The sequence below is a fragment of the Arcicella rosea genome (assembly GCF_014204325.1).
GTDB classification, from domain to species: domain Bacteria; phylum Bacteroidota; class Bacteroidia; order Cytophagales; family Spirosomataceae; genus Arcicella; species Arcicella rosea_A.
In genome coordinates this window covers 97,779-115,246 of sequence record NZ_JACHKT010000017.1, presented here as the reverse complement: position 1 = coordinate 115,246, position 17,468 = coordinate 97,779, and the positions used below count along the sequence as shown (strand labels likewise).

The window sequence follows — 17,468 nt, the reverse complement described above, 5'->3', positions numbered from 1 at the left end:
TCAAAATTGTCAGGAGTCTCCATAAATAAATTGTGACTGTAAAAATAAAAAAATAAACTTAAATTTAAACTGACACAGTTTGATGAACAGACTCTTTTAACTTTTCAAGGAAGAAGTAATTTGTATTCTCTGTTAGTCCCATATCTAAGATTCTTCCTACGTTAGTTCACATAAGTTTACTAGAGTTCACTCGAAGCGGTCTTGTATAGCACTCCGAGTGCATTAGAGTTCACTCGAAGCGGTCTTGTATAGCACTCCGAGTGCATTAGAGTTCACTCGAAGCGGTCTTGTATAGCTCTCTGAGTGCATTAGAGTTCACTTAGAGTGGTCTTATATAGTACTCGGAGTGCATTAGAGTTCACTTAGAGTGGTCCTGTAGAGTACTTCAAGTGCATTAGTAGTATGAGTAAGAATTTTAGAAAAATTGGTGGAAAATTTTAAGGTGGGGTAGAATTTGTATGAATACAATGGTGGAATTCTGTTCGCAAAAAGCTAAATACTATTTTTGATATTTAGCTTGTGTGCATAAGGAATTTATTTTTAAATTTATGTATTGGCGAATCTAATGAGAGCGTAAAAGGCTTACCTGAAATCACAATTAATTGTTTTATCAATCTTCAAGATACTTTAATACATATTTTTAAATTTTACGAATATGAAAACTACCTACACAAATTTCGAAATCACCGTTGAGAATCTATTCGGAGATAACCTTGTTTCATTTGAAATTACAGCCCATCAAGAGGGTAAATCAGGACGTTTTTGTGTATTCTTCCATACGCTTGTCCCTTTTTTGAAAAAACACTACCCTGAGCAAGGAAAATACATTCAACAAATCAGGAAATCTCTAGGAGGATATGGCCCTAAAGAGGATGAGGTTCTTGCTGTTTTAGAGGAAGAAGAGTTTGACTTTGAACAATATTTCATTTTATTTATTGAAAAAAACTATAATATAGAAGCGGAATTAGAGAGACAAACCAACCTAAGAAATACGCCAGAGACGGAAGAAGAAAAAGCTGATTTTAGGGCGTTTTTTAGTAAATTTGAGGGGTTAATTCCTAAAAACCCTATTAATAAGAGTAAGTTTTTGGATACTTTGGAGCAAGTAGTACTCGCACATTTGATTGATAATTATCCTGAATTGACCAATGCCGAACCAGAAGATATTGAAAAACTGAATACAATACTTGGAGAATATATTCCTAAACTAGGATATGATTTAATAGACCATATCGAAGACATTCGTAATAGAGATGCTTAATATTGATGACTGGTTTGTCTGGCAACAATATGAAAAACCAAAACCCTAATAAATGCCCATTCACGATATTACACTTCAAACTTTATTATTACTTTCTTGTTTTGCTTTTTTAGCGGGTTTTATTGATGCCATCGTAGGTGGTGGAGGTTTAATTCAGTTACCCGCACTATTGATTTTTCTTCCTCAATATGCTATTCCAACTATTATTGGGACGCATAAATTAGCCTCTGTTTCGGGGACTTTGGTAGCTGCTTCGCAGTATATCCGACAAGTAAAGGTCGATTGGAAAGTAATGGTTCCGTCTATTATTGCCACAGGATTATTTGCTTTGATGGGAGCGAGGCTAGTTACGTCTTTAGATAAAAACGTTTTAAAACCCATTATTTTGGTTTTATTGGTCTTGGTGTTAATTTATACTTTTCTGAAAAAAGATTTAGGAACAGACCATACTCCCAAATACATTGGTAAAAAGTTTTTAATTGGCGGATTGTTAACAGGGGCAATTTTGGGTTTTTATGATGGCTTTTTTGGGCCAGGAATGGGGAGTTTTTTAATATTTGCTTTTGTTTCAATTTTTGGTTTAGACTTTCTTCACGCCTCTGCTTATGCTAAAATCTTAAATTGTGCTTCAAATATTCCAGCCATTATTTTCTTTATGTCATCTGGCGATGTACTTTTTGAAGTAGCCATTCCTTTAGGCATTGCTAATATAGTAGGTTCAGTAGTTGGTACAAGATTAGCTTTATTAAAAGGAAGCGGTTTTGTAAGAATCTTTTTCCTGATTGTTGTAACGGGGGTAATTGCAAGGTTTGCTTATGATATTTGGAAGTAAAAAAGCCTTGCTATTGTAATTAACAAGGCTTTTCATTTATTTACATTGATAAACATAATCAATATTTCTTCTTTTTACACTAGTCCCTGTAAAGGTTTCTTCACTAGATAAAATATAGCCTTTGCTATCAAAATTATAAACAACAGACGATTGATAACTTATTACACCTGATGTGTCATAATCAATCATTTTTGTACGATGATTTTTGTTATTTGCTCCAAAGCTAAGGTTTCTATAGTTAAATGGATAGACAACCTTAGTCTTCACTCCATTGAATGTCCAAGTGATATATTCATTCATTAAATACCTACTTGTATTTTCATCGGTGTAGAAAAGTTTTATATAATTTCCATTAAGGTATTCAGCTTCATAAATGATAAAACGGCTCTCAAATTTCTCTCCATTAGTAGCATCATAGAAAAAAGTAGTAGTTTTTGTGTTATTCCCATTCGTGTCATAAGTCTCATTATCAACCTCACTAGGGAAATTATCTTGTCCTGAATAATAATATTCTCTTTTATTTACTCGTCCATTTTTATCACAATATACTTTAGAGTAATTCTGGCTATTTCTAAGAATGGTTACATAAGGCTTTGTGTTGGAGCCAAGGTTAGCCTTGTTTTCTTGATAAGAAAATTTTACATTAAATACAGTGCTATCTGATAATCGTAAGGTTTTAGTATTTAATTCTGCAAGCGTATTTTCATCGCTATAGGTATGAGTATATTCGTTTACAGTAGATTCGTTGATGTTGGTGTAGGTTTTAAGTAAACAATCAGGAGTACCATTTGTACTTAGAATATCCTGCAAAGATTTGTATTGTAAGGTTCGAAAGTATTTTGTGATTTTATCGGTTAGTAGCAAGGTGTTAAACGCATCAATGATTGTCTTTAAACCATTTTCGTCTTCAGTAATTTCTAAAATACCGTCTTTTAATGTAACGCTTACTTGTATATACTTTTGAGTGTTTTTGCTAATTGTGAGGGTTTTTCCAGCTACTACATAAGTAAAGTTTTCGCCATCCATTGTCCCCGTGCCACCTTCTCTAAAAATCCAAGTACTTGTTCTTGTGATATGATGAGTAGCGCCATTTGTACTAATTGATAAATCATCGGTTAAATCTATCGTTTTTCCACCAACAATTGCCGTGCCAGTAGCACTTTGGAATCTCCATGTTCCAGCGATATTCTGAGTAGGAGTAATTTCTTCAACAAGCTTTGTGGTACATGAGATGGAAATAAGTAAAACAATACATAAAGCGATTTGTACAGATTTAGTAAACATATAGATATTGATTTTAATTTTGGAATCTTTTTGGGGGAAGTAAGGACTTCTAAGCCTAAATAGATTGGAATACAGGATGTGTATTTTCCACCTATAAAAATTCTTATTTAGGTTTGTGAATAACTTAATGAGAATCTCCACGAAGGCAGGATTGGTTACTATTATCGTTGGATTTATTTTGAGATGGGAGGGAGTATTTCTTTGTAGAGATTTTAGGAGAATAAAAAAAGCCTTTCCGCATATTGCGAAAAGGCTTTTGGAAGTGGTCTCGTAGGGATTCGAACCCCAAACCTTCTCATCCGTAGTGAGATGCTCTATCCAATTGAGCTACGAAACCATATCGTTTTAATCTTTTTCCCGTTGTTTGGGACTGCAAAGGTAGTAGGTTATTTTTCTAATCCAAAACAAAAAAGTAGAAAAATTTAAACTTTTTTGTAAGTTTCTGATTTTTAATAATTTAAAAAGTGAAAAATATTTGTCTGCCTAAATATTAATAAAAATCAAATAAAAAAATACCTCACTTACTTTGGTAAGTGAGGTAAAAGCTGAAATCCGACGACCGAAATCCGACATCAATTAATATATTTTCGCTTTCTGCTCTTTTACTTTCGCATCAGTGATGTAATCATCGAAGGTCATTAATTTATCTAAATAACCTTTTGGTCCAAGTTCAAGGATGCGGTTGGCTACTGTTTGCGTAAGTTGGTGATCATGGCAAGTAAATAAAATTGTTCCTGTGAAATCAACCATTCCGTTGTTCAAAGCTGTAATCGATTCTAAGTCTAAGTGGTTGGTAGGTTCGTCAAAAATAGCAACGTTAGAACCTGAAAGCATCATTCTTGAAAACATACAACGTTGTTTTTCACCTCCAGAAATTACTGTACATTTTTTCAAGGCTTCGTCGCCAGAGAATAACATTCTACCCAAGAAACCACGAATAAATGATTCATCTTTTTCAGCAGAATATTGACGTAACCAATCTACTAAATTTAAAGAACCATCTTCAAAATATTTCGCATTGTCGTTTGGTAAATAAGACTGAGTTGTGGTTACTCCCCATTTATATGTTCCTTCGTCGGCAGTACGTTCGCCCATTAAAACATCAAACAAAGCACTAATCGCCAAAGAATCACGAGAAAGTACTGCAAGCTTATCGCCTTTTGTCAAAGTAAATGATACATCTTTGAATAAATAACCGCCTTCTGGGTTTTTCACTGATAAACCTTCTACAGAAAGTAATTGGTCACCTGCTTCACGTTCTGGTTTGAAGTTAATGAATGGATAACGTCTTGAAGAAGGTTTAATGTCGTCCACTTGTAATTTATCCAACATTTTCTGACGAGAAGTAGCTTGTTTTGATTTGGCTACGTTGGCAGAGAAACGACGAATAAATTCTTCTAATTCTTTACGTTTTTCGTCAGTTTTCTTGTTTTGGTCAGCACGCTGGCGAGCCGCTAATTGTGATGATTCATACCAGAAAGTATAAGTACCACCATATAATTGAATTTTACCGAAGTCTAAATCGGCGATATGCGTACAAATATTATCTAAGAAGTGACGGTCGTGAGAAACAACAATTACTGTATTTTTGAAGTTTGTCAAGAAGTTTTCTAACCAAAGAATAGACTCAATATCTAAGTTGTTGGTAGGTTCATCTAGTAACAAAATATCTGGCGAACCAAACAAAGCTTGTGCTAAAAGTACTTTTACTTTTTCTGAACCAGAGACATCTTTTAATAAAGTATAATGCAAATCTTCTTTGATGCCCAAACCACTTAGCAATTGTCCTGCTTCCGATTCTGCTTCCCAACCGTTCATTTCGGCAAATTCCGCTTCAAGGTCAGCGGCACGGTTTCCGTCTTCCTCTGTAAAATCTTCTTTTAAATAAATTGCATCTTTTTCAACCATGATGTCGTAAAGACGTTTATTTCCCATGATAACCGCTTGCAAAACAGGTACTTCTTCAAATTCGAAGTGATTCTGTTTTAAGAATGACATACGTTCACCTGGATTCATAGAAATTGAACCCGTTTGAGAGTCAATTTCACCAGATAGAATCTTTAAAAAAGTAGATTTTCCTGCTCCGTTTGCCCCGATGAGACCATAGCAGTTACCTTCTACAAATTTGATATTTACTTCTTCAAAAAGTACCCGTTTACCAAAACGGAGAGAAACATTTGATACGTTTAGCATTATTGTTATGTAAATTATTGCTGGATAAAGACATGAACAATCGAAAATTATTCTGTCATCTTATTTTTGTTGATTGACAAGCTTTTAATGAATTTTCCTGATTAAAATTTGAAGAATCAACGGTTTTGTATAAAAAATACATACAAAATTACGACAATGCACTGAATTGACACGATAAAAAGCTGAGATTAAGAAATTATTCTTTGAGGTTTTAGGATTGAGAAGGAGAGCAATATGAGAGGAGATTGATTTCGGAATTTATAAATCCTTCACCAAAGCAGATAAAGCCTTAACTGTTGGCGTTGCTTTACTTGCTTTATGACACATCGCTTGGGCTATGGCTACTTCTAAAAATGGCGAGCCATCGGCATTGACTAAAGCTTTGCAAACCACTCCTTGTACTCTGGAAGCATTATAAAAAGAAGGTATAAAAGCGATGCCAACGCCCAAACTTACCAAACCACCTAACAACTTAATCGACGTACTTCTTGTACAATAAACGACTCTCGACTAAAACCTGCTTTATTTCTACCACACGAGTACGAATCATCATGCGATAAATGCCCAAAGTGTTTTCTTTTTGCTGTTTGCCTACTCTTCGGTCGGTTGGCATTTACAGAACGAGAGAAAAATGATTAGGCTTAAAAAAACAGAAATAATTTTCATTAATTGATGAGGTTTTGAAATATCAAGAAGCCAACTAAATCTAAAATTACAAAATAATACGGCTTTGTTACTTTCCCTTTTTTCATGTCTTTCATTTGTTAATACTGCTATCCAAACTCTCCAAAACTTCAGTGTCTTGAATTTCTTTGACACTTATGAAATCGAATTAGGCAAGTAATTCTTTTAAAAATGCCGCTTCACTGTCTTTTACTCGAACGTGTAAATCCATAATATTATCTTTAAGTGATTAATGTATTAGTTTTTGCAATAGAGTGAATCTAGGAAACAGACTGATTTTGGAAATAAATGAACAAGTTTTCTATATTTTTCAAAGAATTATTGTTTTCCAAATGGATAAAATTCTGGCTGTTCTGGCTTTTGAACTTGATATTTCTAAGTTTGAAGAGATTTCTTCTTCTATGTAGGGACGCTTTAAAAGTGTTGAAAGCGACTTTTGAAGAAATAGTTTTACATCATTTTCTAAGTTTATGATTTCTTCTTTGATTTTTAAACGATTGTCAAAAATGTATATAATGTCTTCAAAATCACTGTTTAAGCGATAATCATTTCCATGTCTATTTGAATTGAGTGCTTCAAATTTGGAGGCAAGAAATAACTCAAGAGGAAAGATTTGAATATTTAGTCCATCGTCTAAATTGTAAGTTAAACTGTTTTGTAACCCCTCTTTGTACCAAATATTTGTGAATCCTAATATATTCTCATCGTCAGGCATAATATCAACAACAATATCGTGATAGATATAACGACAAATAACCCCAGAAAATACATCGTTTTTAAACCCCATTTTCCGTAGTTTTTCTTCTAAAATTGCATAAGAACCTTTGTTATGAAGTTCTACTACAACATCAACATCATTGGTAGGTCGTACTTCTGCTCTGGCAGGGTCGTCACAATAAAGTTCAACAACAGCTCCACCAACGAAAACGATTTTATTACTCAAACTGCTAAAAGCCTCTGCCAGTACTTTTATTCTAATAATATTGTTATGGTTATTTTTCATGTCTGTAAAATTCTTTTTTCTAACTCCTGAGAAGCTATATTGGTAATTCTGGCATTTCCGGTTCTAATAGCATCTACTAAAGATAGCAACTCATATAATTTTTTGTTTTGTCCTACAATGTCTGGAACTGTATGATATAGGGGGATAATAGCTTGTCCTCTTGCTTCTCCCTCTGAACTTTCCCACACGAATAATTCATCAGAAATGATACCTTTTGACAAAGGCATGGCAGAGTGAGCTGTAGGTACACCTCTTACCAATGCTCCTGGATGTGTTGGGAAAACGAACTTCAGCCCATTTAATAGAAATGCCAAGAAGGCTCTTTGATTCACTTTCTTTGTTTTTATGTCGGTAATAAGTCCTGCGTACTCAGACCTTCTTAACGATTCAGAAACCTCTGCTTCGCTCATTTTTAAACTGTATGCAATATTTTTATTTTGAATCGAAACGTTAGGCTGTTCAACAGAAGAAACTTCTTCATTATCAGATAGTTCCATTGATATTAAGTCCAAGATAATGACTATATCTTGTGGACGCATTCCATTATGTTTTTTCATACGAATTCATTTTATGTTTTCAAAACAAAGATACAATAATTCACGATTTGCAAATCGCAAATCGTGAATTATTTAATAAACAAAAAAGCTGTTCTAAATTTTCATTCGGAACAGCTTTTCTGGGTTACTTAGTTTTATAATGTACTTCTGACAAGGCTCGCAGTACTCCTGCACTTTTTTCTGCCGTGATGTCTCTTTGTGGATTGGCTAACATTTCGTAACCTACCATAAATTTCTTGACAGTCGCCGAGCGTAACAATGGCGGATAAAACACAAAATGCCAATGCCATTCGTCATGTGCTTCGCCATCGGTTGGTGCTTGGTGAACGCCAGCAGAGTAGGGGAAAGAGGTTTCAAAAAGATTGTCATAACGAACGGTCAATCTTTTATAAGCATTCGCAAAGGCGTCTTTTTCAGCATCGGTCATGTCCGAAATTCTTGCCATTTTTCGCTTAGGAACAATCATCGTTTCAAATGGCCAAACCGCCCAATAAGGTACTAAGGCTACAAAATGCTCATTTTCAAACAATACTCTTTCTTGCTTGAATAATTCTTTTTCGATATAGTCAGCCAATAAAGAGCGTTGATTTTTTTGCCAATACTTCAATTGAGCTATTTGTTTTTTCATCGGTTCGTCTGGGATTGACGACGATGCCCAAATTTGTCCATGTGGATGCGGATTCGAGCAACCCATTACAAAACCTTTGTTCTCGAAAATCTGAACGTAATTGATGAAGTCTTTTCCGCCAAGCGTCAAATACTCATCAACCCAAGCGTCCACCACTTTTCTGATTGCCGCTTCTTCCATTTCTGGAACGGTCAAATCGTGGCGAGGCGAAAAACAGATTACTCTTCCCAAACCTCTTTCTGTTTCCGCTTTGAAAAGTTCGTCTTCTTCAAAACTATGTGGAGGAGTATCTTCCAACAAGGCTGCAAAATCGTTATTAAAAATGTAAACGTCTTGGTAGTCAGGATTTACTTCTCCGTTCATCCGAGTATTGGTCGGACATAAATAACAAGTTTCGTCATAAGCTGGACGGTCATCGCCAGCTACTTTTTCTACTTGTCCTTGCCACGGACGTTTGGCACGATGTGGCGAAACTAATACCCAGCTGTCTGTCAGTGGGTTATATCTTCTGTGAGGATGTTCTTCAAAAATTGGATTCATTGTTTTTGGGATTTCGGATGTCGGATTTCAGCTTTCGGTTATCTAAAGTAAATTTTTATTATTTTACTCCGTTCTAATTTCTGAAATTGAGTTTTGAATATTTTGACTTGATGAAATTAAAAAGAACTCATTCACTAACTCACTCAATCACAACTAAATAAGCTCCGTTCCGTTTGTTAAGGCTACTTCGTAAGTCACTAATTCTTTATGATATTTTGCTTGATAGGCTTTTTTGATTCTGTTTAGAAAATCTTCTGCTTTGCTTTTTTCAACGATATTGATTGAACAACCACCGAAACCACCGCCCATCATTCTTGAGCCAACCACTGCGTCATCGTTACGAGTTTCATCCACTAAAAAGTCTAATTCTTCGCAAGAAACGGCATAATTATGTTGAAGTCCGTCGTGCGTTTCGTACATTTTTTGACCGAAGGTTTCCAAATCATTTTGTTCAAGTGCCTCGCAAGCTACAATTACTCTGTCGATTTCCCCCACTACATACACACAACGCTTGTAAACATTTGCTGAAAGGCTTGTTTTGGCTTCTTCCACCATCGTCAACGTTAAATCTCTAAAACTTTTTACGTTTGGATAGATTCCTGATAAGATGCTCAAACCTTCTTCACATTCTAATCTACGAGTATTGTATTCAGAATCTCCCAAAGAGTGTTTTACGCCCGAATTACAAAGAATTACGGTATGATTTGGCAATGATAATGGAAAATGCTGATACGCCAAACTTCTACAATCCAAACGAATTACAGCATCTTTTTTGCCAAACATTGAGGCAAACTGATCCATAATACCGCAGTTTACGCCAACGAAATTATTTTCAGCAGCTTTACCGATTTTTACCATTTGCATGGTTTCCAAACCTAAATCATAAAGTTGATTTAAGGCAAAAGCTAAACCTGTTTCTACAGCAGCAGATGAAGATACACCAGCACCCAAAGGAATGTCGCCACCAAAAACTAAATCAAAACCTTTAATTTTTTGTCCAGCTTTTTGAAGTTCATCCACCACTCCGATTAAGTAATTTGCCCAACTTTTATCTGATTTTTGAATGCTTGAAATACTAAAAGTATCGCTACTGTTTAAATCAAAAGCATAGACATTACAGATTTCGTCCTCACGTGGTGAAATGGCAAAATAAATTGCTTTGTTAATAGCCGCTGGCAACACAAAACCATCGTTGTAATCAGTATGTTCGCCGATAAGATTGATACGTCCTGGAGCACGAACGACTAAAGAAGCTTCTTTTGAAAATTGTTCTTGAAATTTGGCAATGATATTTTCTGGATACATTTATGAGCGTAAGATTAAATTAGAATTCAAAGGACGATATTTTTTAGAAATATTCATTTAGTGAATCTTGTCTTGATGATGAATTTTAACAGAAAATTACCAAAAAATAGGCTTGAAACATGATTACAAACATTTGCGCAAATTTTGCACAAACTCCCAAAATCTCCTTAATTTTACACATTCAACCTTTAAGATGATGCAGAAAAGTCAAGTAACGATAAAAGATATTGCTCAGGAATTAGGAATCGCCATTTCTACGGTGTCGAGGGCTTTGCAAAATCATCCTCGAATTGGTCTTAAAACCAAAGAACAGGTTTTTGAAGTAGCCAAACGCTTGAATTATGTGCCAAATCCCGCAGCGATTTTATTAAGAAAAAACAAAACTTATACTGTTGGTGTGGTTTTCCCACATCTACAAGAAGAGTTTTTTTCTCAGGCAATTACGGGCATTGAAGACGTAATTAGTGCTAAAGGTTATAATGTAGTCATCAGTCAGTCGAGAGATAAATTAGAGCGAGAAAATAGAGCGATTAAGTCTTTTATCAGTAGCCGTGTTGATGGCGTAATTGCCTCTATTTCTGCCGAAACTACACAATATTACTCTTTTAAAGAACTAGAAAACTATGGAATTCCGCTGGTGTTTTTTGATAGAGTTCCCAAAGATGTAGCTGTCAATAAAGTAAGAGGTAATATTGTAGAAGCTGCTTTTGAGGCGACTTCTTTTCTGGCAAAAAAAGGAATTACAAAAATCGCTATTTTGAATGGACCTTCTAATTTAGAGATTTCTAACGAACGTTTAGAAGGTTATTGGAAAGCCCTAAAGTCCTTGAATTTGCCCATTATTCAGCAATATATTAAATCGACAGATTTAACGAAGGAAGATACTTTTAAGAAAATGGAGGAGTTGATGGCTTTGTCTGAAAGACCACAAGCGGTACTCTGTTTTAATGATTATGTGGCATTATTTGCGATGCAAAGTTGTAGGCAAAAAGGAATTGTTCCCAATACAGATATTCATTTTGTAAGCTTTGCTAATTTGCCAATTACTGCTTATTTGGATAATCCGCCAATGGCTTCGGTAGAACAATTTGCCTACAAAATGGGCGAACAAGCCGCCCTTTTATTGTTGAAAATCATTGATGCAAAGCAATATAAAACGCTAATTCCTGAAGAAATTATTATTGATACGGAACTGGTAATACATTAGATTTAGGATATGTAATGTCGGCTTTCGGATTTCAGCTTTCGGATGTCTGTTTTTTTTTATAGTCTTTCAATTTTTGTAAGATTTTAAAATAAAATCCGATGTCCGACATCCGAAAGCTGAGAGCTGAAACCCGACAGCCACAAAATATCACCATTTCCGAAGTACAAATTGCGTTGGTTTTTGTCTCGACAGCATCAGCAAAATACTTGCATAAGTAAGTGCTTCTAATAATTTGGTAGCTCTGTAAGCAGAAATATTCACCAGTTTGGCATACTCCTTTGCGGTAATTTTGGTATTCTTTTTTAGATAAGTAATTAAATATTTTACATTTGGTTGCTCCAACATTTGTTTGTCGATGTCCTTTTCTGCTTTAATCATCACTTGCGACATTTCCTTCGTTACAGGTGTCGTTTCATCGTTAGCTCTTACATAAACGCTACGATTTTGTTGTTCATCCAATGTTTCATGAGGTTTACTTTCTGCTTCTTTGATGTTGATTATCAGAATGTTGTGCTTGCCTTCGACTTTTACGGATGAGTAAATAATATCAATAGGAGGGACGACTAACTCGTTAGCAGCATGAATAATTTTGGTCATTTCCTCTATTTCAGAACAACCTTTTATAGATTTATCGTCGTTTACTCCAACAATTAATTGTCCACCAGAAGTGTTGGCGAAGGCTGCCAATGTACGTGCAATTTTATAAGGACTATCAATTCTACTTTTATATTCTAGTGTGGTAGATTCTTTTTGTTTAAGGATTTCAAAGAGTTGTTTTTCTGTCATTCGGATTTTATGGAGTGATTATTTTTGGGTTAAAAACTCCTAGTTTTCTATTGTTAGTTGATTAAGAATCGCTACTTCTAAGTAAATAATAAACAATTTCGGTAATTTTGGAATATTCTTCATACGTTATCAACAATATTTTGAAAACTCAAAATTCCGAAATTCCACTTAAAGCTTATCTATATTTACTTTTGGGCGTTTTTTGCATCGCTTGGTCAGCAATTTTTGTAAAAATGGCAGATGCTCCAGCCCTTACTTCTGGTTTTTATCGTTACTTTTTTTGTTTTGTAGTTTTATTGCCTATTTGGGTTTTTAAAGGCATCAAAGTTCCTGATGGCAAAACATTATTACTGATTGTTTTCGCAGGATTTTTATTTGTGGCTGATATGAGCCTCTGGAATTTGTCTATTCTTCGTACTTCTGCTTCGGTTTCTACTTTATTAGCCAATAATGCTTCAGTTTTTGTGGGTTTAGGAACATTGATTTTCTTCAAACAAAAATTGCCTAAAATCTATTGGATTGGGCTTTCTGTGGCGATGGTTGGTGTTTTTTTAGTTGCAGGAAAAGATATTTTACAAAATTCAGGAGTAGGTTTTGGACATTTAATGGCGATAAGTGCTGCTGTTTTTTATGCTGGCTATATGCTGATAACGCAACGAATCAGAGGAAAAGTAGATACCGTCAATTTTATGGCTTGGTCTTTATTGGCTTGTTTGTTTTTCTCGATACTTACCTGTTGGCAGCAAGATTTAGAGATGATTCACTTCAATCAAAAAACTTGGATTGCCTTTATCGGTTCGGGTGTGATTTGCCATTTGGCTGGTTGGCTTTGTATCAATTATGCTTTGGGTTTTATTCCTGCTGCTATTGTTTCGCCCACATTATTAATTCAACCAGTACTTACTGCTATAATTTCTTTTTTTCTATTGAACGAAATACTAAGAACCGAACAGCTCATTGGCGGAATGATAGTGCTGTTCGGTATTTACTTAGTTAATAAAAGAAGTTGACTTTGTAATCTTTGAATCAATAAATGAATCATTCTTTTGGTTAGTTCTTCTTCGTTTTGTAAGAAAAGTTGATACTCTTCAAGGGTAAAATGTCCAGCAATAATTCCTTCTAAATAATGCTTAAATTTCATGTCTTTTCTGATAGATTGGTCGATGTATAATGACTTATCTTTTTCAGAAAGCTTAAAAAATAATCCCTTTCGCTGATGACAATATTGAATAAAAACCTGCATCAATAAATCATTTTGTAATTTCAGAATTGGTCTTAATACTTCATTTTGAAATTGCTCTACTTCGCTTTCAGCTTGTATTTCAAGATTGATGGTCGGTCTAATTTTTCGTAAATTTTCTTCTCTGTTCATATTGCCGAAACCATTAAATACTAAAATTGTTTCAAATACGAAAGTTTGGCAATTAAATGTAATTCATGCTGACGAGCCAATTGGTTCGTTCTGATTCTGGTTAAACCATCGTTTGATAATTGCGTTTGAAAATCATTAAAACCACGCTGATTAAACACCAAGTACAAAAAAGATAAAGGTTGATATTCCCAAGAAAAACGCACATTCCAAACATCAAAATCACTGATAGAATTATGCTGATAAAAGCCAATTAACTGCACTCTTGGATTCAGGGCGAAACGTCCTGAAATGGTGTATAATTGATTATTGCCAGCGGTTTTATCAACGCCTAAATTGCTATAACTATTATTGGTAAAACGTGCTTCCATCGAAATATGCGGAATAGGAGCAAACCTAAACGTACTTGAGAAAGTAGTTAAAGAACCATTATAATATTTCCCGAAATCAACGTTCATCGAAAGTGAAATTTTCTTTGAAGCATCCGTTTCAGCAACTATCATGTAGCGGTCGTATTTAAATTTTCCTCCTTGAATTGGCACATTAAAAAACGATAAAGTATCGCTTCCATCGGTATAATCAATCAATTGATAGAAGTGATTTGTCAGTACTCCAAAACCACCTCCATTTTGTAAGGTAAACCAAATTGGGTTGGTATTCCATTGTTGTTCAATGAGTTTGCCCGTAGTTGTGGAGTAATAATTCAAATAATAACCGCCTGGTTCAAAAGCTCTTACAAATTTTGGAAGCCATTTTCCACGGTTCAGCCAATAGAAGCCAGCTGAATTTTCAATTACGTCGGGGCGAGAAACAAAGCCCATTTCTGGATTAAAAGCTTTGTTATTGACATTTTGTGTCAGCCAGTACATCCAATCAATTCCTCTGTGCGATAACTGATAATGTGCCGCCAAACCCGTTGAATTTTCATTGGTAGATTTAGAAGTCATTGCCATCGTGTTGATACTTGTACTTTCATTAATACGGAAAAATCCATCTGCCGAAGCGGTGATATTGGCATGGTCACTATCGTTTTTCAAAGTAGCAATTCCACCAATTCGGTTTTGTTTTCCAATATTTTGAGAGTAACGACCAACTAAGAAATCCGTAGCACTATTAATTTCATTGCCTTTTTGACGGACATACATAAAACCAGTATTGCTTTTGGTAGAACGGTTTACAATTCTTGCTCCTAAAACAATTGGCACAGGATTTCCTTCGGCATCTAAGCCAATTCTTCTACTAAAAAAAGGTTGAATACGCTGCTGACCACCAAAATACTCTTCGATGGGACTCAATCCAGCAGCAAAAAGAGAGGCATTTTCCAAGAAAAACTGACGACGTTCAGGAAAGAAAACCGATAATCTTGAAAGATTATTTACTTGTCGGTCGGCATCAGCTTGGGCAAAGTCTGTATTGTAAGTTAAATCAAGAACAGTATTTGGTGTAATTGCCCATTTTATTTCTCCGCCCATTTTTACTTTAGAACCATTTTTTTGGTCGTAAAACTCAGAGCCATCGTATTTGTCTTCGGAAATTAACAAATAAGGCTGAAACCTAATATTTGCTTTTGGTGGTGGTGGCGAAATGTTGGATAATTTTCCAGCATATTGCATTCTGGCAGGCGTAAATGAACGTGGCAAAGCCGACCAAATCGTTTGTTCGTTGGTCATTCTTCTCATTCTGAAGAAATTGATTCCCCAAGTATTAAAATCAGAACTTCTTTGGTATCTCAGTGTTTGCCAAGGAATTGAAAACTCAGCTATCCAAGCAGTGTCAGTTCTGGAAGTACGCACACGCCAAAGTCCGTCCCAATCTTCATCAAAAACTTGGTCGTCGAAAGCCAGTAAATCTCTTTGTGAACCATAAGGATTAGTCATGAAAATCATGGCATTTCGTTCGTCGTTAAAACCATCTATCGAAATACCTATTTGGTCGCTTCTACCATATTCAAAATCTCGTTGAAGATTAGTAACACGCAATGCTTTTTTGCCCAAAGGTTCATGTAAAATGGCTGCTACATACAAATAATCTTTATTGTATAGTAATTTGAACACAGATTTTTGTGAAGCCATTTGTTTTTGAAAAGGCTCAACTTGCACGAAATCAGTGATAACTTTTGCTGTGTTCCATGCAGACTCATCTAATTTTCCATCAATTTTAATAGAATGGTCAATACGGACTGCCTGTGTTTGTTTTTTGATAGAATCTGGCAAGAAGATTTCTTGTCCTTGAATTAGGTGACTAAAACAAAAAAATAAACCCAGAACGTAAAAATATCGCATAATTAATAGTGTTAATAAAGAGGTTTTTTTTACTGAAAAGTGGTTTGAGGTCACAAAAATTAGGGACACAGCAAAGCTACGTCCCTAGACCCCTTAACCAAATTAATTATTATTTTCTTATTTTAAAAAGATCTTTTGAGAAGATTATTAAAAAAAAGCTCCGTAATAAACACAATTTTTTACGTTTACTTCGGAGCTTTTGAACTTTACTCTATAAAATTTTATGTTGATGAATTGTAATTCAAAAGATTACAGTTCGCAAATAAAGTATAAATAGTATATGGATTTAGATAAATTCGCCAAAAAACAATATACTTTCGACCAATAACGTAAATGCAGCAAAATTGTTTAGAGCCAATTTGTTTTACTGTTTATCGAAAAGAATATCTTTTTACTAATTTTTTGTATAAATTTGATATACTATCTTCTCAATAAAAAGCTATAAATCGTGCAATCAACTGCTTCATTTCCACATAGAACCGCATTTTTTACTGATCTCCCGGCTCAAGGAGTACTTAGTCAGCGATGGGCATATCATTCTCTTTTTTGGCTTGTGTTAAGTTTGTACAATATTTTGTACTTTGGTTTTTTGCTCAATAACTACACACAAGCAATATTTGAATATTCGGTAAAACTCCCATTTTACCTTATTTTGGTTTATGGAAATATTTATTATTTGATTCCCCGTTTTTTACTCACGGGCAAATACTTCCAATATTTTGTATTTTTAGTTTTATCGACTTTGCTTTCGGTGGCTATTATTCAAACACTTATCAACCATTTAATTCTAATCAGTTATTGTCCAGTAGGTTATCATCCTAATGTTTTATTCGACCCCAAACCTACAGCCAAAAGAATGTTTGATACTTTTTCGGTTTTAGGAGTAACCAGCGGGTTGAAACTTACGAAAGACTGGATTGATAATCAAGAAAAAATCAAAGAATTAGAAGGACAAAGTGTAAAAAACGAATTGGAGTTTTTGAAGTCTCAGATTCAGCCACATTTCTTTTTTAATACGTTGAATAATTTATATTCGTTGACCATCAAAAAATCGGATTTAGCACCAGAAGTAGTAGTAAAGCTTTCAGGATTAATGAGTTATATGTTGTATGAGTCAGACAGCCATGAAACGACTTTAAAAAAAGAAATAGAACACATTCAAAATTACTTAGATTTAGAGAGTTTGAGATTCGGTAAACGTTTAAATTTAGATTTTGAAATTGAAGGAAGTATCGAACAACGCAAACTTGCACCACTTCTTTTGTTACCATTTATTGAAAATGCGTTCAAACACGGAACTTCGCACGAAACAGGTATTTTAGATTTGAAAATTACATTAAAAATCTTAAAAGGAAAATTACTTTTTGTGGTTGTAAATCCTAGGTTCGATAACAGTTCAAATCGTAAAAAACACAAAGGTTTAGGGCTTAAAAATGTTCAGCGAAGATTGGCTTTACTTTATGGGAATAATTACGAATTGAATATAGAACCTACTGAAAAGCAATACGTTATTTCATTATTTATTCCTTTAAAATAG

16 protein-coding genes and 1 tRNA gene are annotated in these 17,468 nt (G+C 34.6%); 5 read left to right on the top strand and 12 right to left on the bottom strand.

Going from position 1 to position 17,468, the window contains the following annotated elements:
- The first annotated feature begins 655 nt into the window (after positions 1-655).
- Positions 656-1,261 (top strand): hypothetical protein, encoded by a 606-nt coding sequence (locus HNP25_RS12600; RefSeq protein WP_184134621.1) that lies wholly within the window; start codon positions 656-658, stop codon positions 1,259-1,261.
- A 52-nt stretch (positions 1,262-1,313) separates the two neighbouring features.
- Positions 1,314-2,093, top strand: a complete 780-nt coding sequence (locus HNP25_RS12595) for a sulfite exporter TauE/SafE family protein (protein ID WP_184134619.1) — start codon at positions 1,314-1,316, stop codon at positions 2,091-2,093.
- 36 nt (positions 2,094-2,129) lie between these two features.
- On the opposite strand, the gene HNP25_RS12590 is transcribed toward HNP25_RS12595, so the two are convergent.
- The 9 genes from HNP25_RS12590 to HNP25_RS12550 all read right to left on the bottom strand — a co-directional run bounded on the left by HNP25_RS12590 (position 2,130) and on the right by HNP25_RS12550 (position 10,287).
- Positions 2,130-3,377 carry a hypothetical protein gene (locus HNP25_RS12590; RefSeq protein ID WP_184134617.1) on the bottom strand — a complete coding sequence of 416 codons (1,248 nt, stop codon included), beginning with the start codon at positions 3,375-3,377 and terminating at the stop codon, positions 2,130-2,132.
- Positions 3,378-3,640: 263 nt separating this feature from the next.
- Positions 3,641-3,714: transfer RNA gene (locus HNP25_RS12585), tRNA-Arg, on the bottom strand.
- A gap of 239 nt (positions 3,715-3,953) precedes the next feature.
- The gene (locus tag HNP25_RS12580) at positions 3,954-5,570 is read right to left on the bottom strand and encodes an ABC-F family ATP-binding cassette domain-containing protein (protein ID WP_184134616.1); all 1,617 of its coding nucleotides are present in this window, start codon (positions 5,568-5,570) and stop codon (positions 3,954-3,956) included.
- 258 nt (positions 5,571-5,828) lie between these two features.
- Positions 5,829-6,041, bottom strand: coding sequence for a type 2 periplasmic-binding domain-containing protein (locus tag HNP25_RS12575; RefSeq protein ID WP_184134614.1), 213 nt, complete (start codon positions 6,039-6,041; stop codon positions 5,829-5,831).
- A 1-nt stretch (position 6,042) separates the two neighbouring features.
- Entirely contained in the window at positions 6,043-6,183 is a 141-nt protein-coding gene (locus HNP25_RS12570; RefSeq protein WP_184134612.1) for a hypothetical protein, read from the bottom strand.
- A 381-nt stretch (positions 6,184-6,564) separates the two neighbouring features.
- A complete protein-coding gene (locus tag HNP25_RS12565) occupies positions 6,565-7,257 on the bottom strand; it encodes a hypothetical protein (protein ID WP_184134611.1) in 693 nt (230 codons plus the stop codon).
- Entirely contained in the window at positions 7,254-7,796 is a 543-nt protein-coding gene (locus HNP25_RS12560; protein ID WP_221432459.1) for a hypothetical protein, read from the bottom strand. Before HNP25_RS12560 ends, HNP25_RS12565 begins: the two co-directional genes overlap by 4 nt.
- Before the next feature lie 142 nt (positions 7,797-7,938).
- Positions 7,939-8,982, bottom strand: coding sequence for a UDP-glucose--hexose-1-phosphate uridylyltransferase (locus HNP25_RS12555; protein ID WP_184134608.1), 1,044 nt, complete (start codon positions 8,980-8,982; stop codon positions 7,939-7,941).
- Between the two features lie 153 nt (positions 8,983-9,135).
- Positions 9,136-10,287, bottom strand: a complete 1,152-nt coding sequence (locus tag HNP25_RS12550; protein WP_184134606.1) for a galactokinase — start codon at positions 10,285-10,287, stop codon at positions 9,136-9,138.
- Between the two features lie 193 nt (positions 10,288-10,480).
- On the opposite strand from HNP25_RS12550, the gene HNP25_RS12545 reads away from it, so the two are divergent.
- Positions 10,481-11,494 (top strand): LacI family DNA-binding transcriptional regulator, encoded by a 1,014-nt coding sequence (locus HNP25_RS12545; RefSeq protein ID WP_229202852.1) that lies wholly within the window; start codon positions 10,481-10,483, stop codon positions 11,492-11,494.
- A gap of 147 nt (positions 11,495-11,641) precedes the next feature.
- Here HNP25_RS12545 and HNP25_RS12540 read toward each other — a convergent pair whose 3' ends face one another.
- Positions 11,642-12,280, bottom strand: coding sequence for an AlbA family DNA-binding domain-containing protein (locus HNP25_RS12540; RefSeq protein WP_184134604.1), 639 nt, complete (start codon positions 12,278-12,280; stop codon positions 11,642-11,644).
- A gap of 140 nt (positions 12,281-12,420) precedes the next feature.
- On the opposite strand from HNP25_RS12540, the gene HNP25_RS12535 reads away from it, so the two are divergent.
- The gene (locus HNP25_RS12535; RefSeq protein ID WP_184134603.1) at positions 12,421-13,290 is read left to right on the top strand and encodes a DMT family transporter; all 870 of its coding nucleotides are present in this window, start codon (positions 12,421-12,423) and stop codon (positions 13,288-13,290) included.
- Here HNP25_RS12535 and HNP25_RS12530 read toward each other — a convergent pair.
- Together HNP25_RS12530 and HNP25_RS12525 are read right to left on the bottom strand one after the other, a co-directional pair.
- Positions 13,266-13,652 (bottom strand): glyoxalase, encoded by a 387-nt coding sequence (locus tag HNP25_RS12530; protein ID WP_184134601.1) that lies wholly within the window; start codon positions 13,650-13,652, stop codon positions 13,266-13,268. The two genes, HNP25_RS12535 and HNP25_RS12530, sit on opposite strands and share 25 nt — an antisense overlap.
- Positions 13,653-13,672: 20 nt before the next feature.
- Positions 13,673-15,931 carry a DUF5916 domain-containing protein gene (locus HNP25_RS12525; protein WP_184134599.1) on the bottom strand — a complete coding sequence of 753 codons (2,259 nt, stop codon included), beginning with the start codon at positions 15,929-15,931 and terminating at the stop codon, positions 13,673-13,675.
- A gap of 448 nt (positions 15,932-16,379) precedes the next feature.
- Between HNP25_RS12525 and HNP25_RS21995 the strand changes: the two genes are divergently transcribed.
- Complete coding sequence (locus HNP25_RS21995) at positions 16,380-17,468, top strand: sensor histidine kinase (RefSeq protein WP_184134598.1); 1,089 nt, start codon at positions 16,380-16,382, stop codon at positions 17,466-17,468.

Coding starts and splice junctions, on each gene's coding strand:
- HNP25_RS12540 (WP_184134604.1), bottom strand. CDS start 12,280: ATGACAGAAAAACAACTCTTTGAAATCCTTAAACAAAAAGAATCTACC.
- HNP25_RS12560 (WP_221432459.1), bottom strand. CDS start 7,796: ATGCGTCCACAAGATATAGTCATTATCTTGGACTTAATATCAATGGAA.
- HNP25_RS12530 (WP_184134601.1), bottom strand. CDS start 13,652: ATGAACAGAGAAGAAAATTTACGAAAAATTAGACCGACCATCAATCTT.
- HNP25_RS12595 (WP_184134619.1), top strand. CDS start 1,314: ATGCCCATTCACGATATTACACTTCAAACTTTATTATTACTTTCTTGT.
- HNP25_RS12580 (WP_184134616.1), bottom strand. CDS start 5,570: ATGCTAAACGTATCAAATGTTTCTCTCCGTTTTGGTAAACGGGTACTT.
- HNP25_RS12570 (WP_184134612.1), bottom strand. CDS start 6,183: ATGCCAACCGACCGAAGAGTAGGCAAACAGCAAAAAGAAAACACTTTG.
- HNP25_RS12565 (WP_184134611.1), bottom strand. CDS start 7,257: ATGAAAAATAACCATAACAATATTATTAGAATAAAAGTACTGGCAGAG.
- HNP25_RS12555 (WP_184134608.1), bottom strand. CDS start 8,982: ATGAATCCAATTTTTGAAGAACATCCTCACAGAAGATATAACCCACTG.
- HNP25_RS12550 (WP_184134606.1), bottom strand. CDS start 10,287: ATGTATCCAGAAAATATCATTGCCAAATTTCAAGAACAATTTTCAAAA.
- HNP25_RS12590 (WP_184134617.1), bottom strand. CDS start 3,377: ATGTTTACTAAATCTGTACAAATCGCTTTATGTATTGTTTTACTTATT.
- HNP25_RS12525 (WP_184134599.1), bottom strand. CDS start 15,931: ATGCGATATTTTTACGTTCTGGGTTTATTTTTTTGTTTTAGTCACCTA.
- HNP25_RS12545 (WP_229202852.1), top strand. CDS start 10,481: ATGATGCAGAAAAGTCAAGTAACGATAAAAGATATTGCTCAGGAATTA.
- HNP25_RS12600 (WP_184134621.1), top strand. CDS start 656: ATGAAAACTACCTACACAAATTTCGAAATCACCGTTGAGAATCTATTC.